Annotated in this window: 1 protein-coding gene; it reads right to left on the bottom strand. The window is 54.3% G+C overall.

Translation table 11 applies throughout. The features are described from left to right. Positions 1-1,239, bottom strand: a 1,239-nt coding sequence (locus tag ACFOFO_RS26455) for an IS110 family RNA-guided transposase (RefSeq protein ID WP_390333551.1), incomplete at its 3' end; no start/stop codon positions are given. Positions 1,240-1,407: the final 168 nt, after the last annotated feature.

Genomic DNA, 1,407 nt, shown 5'->3' with positions numbered 1-1,407 from the left:
TACTAATGGCGACCCGTGTTTTTTCAGCGCGTTCAAGTAAGTAGATTCGTCATAGCAAGTTCTCGTCTTCCACATCTTGTAGAGTATGCGTATCCACTTGAACGCAAGCGCCCGAACAGCGACGCCGTGTGAACAGCCTTTGCTTCGCTGCTGTTGGTAGTAGGCTCCAGCCCAATAAGAGCGTGGAATGGTGGATCCCGCCCATTCAACGAAGGTCTGTCGCAGAAACGTCGAACAGGCAAAGCGCCAATGGACCCAGCATTTGTTGCCACTACGCTCGAGCACCGGCGCGATGCCAGCATAGCGCTGTATTTCCCCAGCACTGGCATAACGGGCGCGATCTTCACCAAAGGCGACCAACAGCCGCGGGGTTTGAATAGGACCGGCCCCAGGGAGGGAGGCAAACAGTTCATAGTCGGGCAATGAGTGCGAGACGTCATCAATCTCTGCATCAAAGCGCTCAATGGCTTCAAGGAGCACACGCAACTGGGCAACCAACGTCTCAACCATCATTCGCGCAGGACGGATTACGGCTTCATCTTCTGTGAGTGCTGTTGCAGAACGGATGCCTTTGATGCGCCCACTGACAAGGTATTCTCGGCGACAGTTGTGAGAGTGGAAGAATGACTCCAGTGTGGCTGTTCGTGCCCGTCTGACATGCGCCAGGGTTGGCCAGCGGTTCAGGAAATCGCAGAACATGATGGTATTGCGATGTTCAAACCAGTCCAGGGCTTGCGGGTAATACTGTTTGAGGATACTGGTGAGGCGATTGGTGATTCTTGTCACGCCGTCAGTTAGGTGGCGACGCTCTTCAACCAGAGTCGACAGGGTCCGCATGGCGGCACTGGTTGACTTCAGTGGTTCAAGCCGCTCGGGATGGCGCAGCAAAAGATCCAGTGCCATTTTTGCGTCCGACGGATCGTCCTTGGCACCGCTTGGAACAAAGGCCTGCCGGTAGCGCGCCAGTGTTGACGGGTGGACCGGGAAGATTACGAAGAAATCGCATCGCTGTAACGCATACACGATCGGGCCCTTGGCAAGTTCAAGGCAGACGGCAATGGGGCCGCCGAAGCGATCGTAAAGCGATTGCGCCCATTGGGCAATGGCTTCAGGGGTATGTTCAAGAGTTCCTGATTCACAGATATCGGATCCATTTGCCTGCAGACAGAAATCGTGCTTCCTGTCAGCCCAGTCAATACCAACATACGCGGTAAACGAAGAAATGGAGCGTGGCTTCATTATGCCCTCCAGAAATGATCAATTGCACCAACAGACATGCATGCTTGGGTTCTGCGAAGCAAATATAGGAAGCCGGAAAACCGGCACGCCCTGAGTATTCGTTATTGAACCCAGGCGCACCGGCGAACCCGAAACAAAAGCAGAAAGCATCGGATGCTCTGGCCGATT

This window comes from Pseudundibacterium arcticum (assembly GCF_042646465.1).
GTDB lineage: Bacteria > Pseudomonadota > Gammaproteobacteria > Burkholderiales > Burkholderiaceae_D > Undibacterium_A > Undibacterium_A arcticum.
This window is presented reverse-complemented; position numbering and strand designations above follow the sequence as displayed.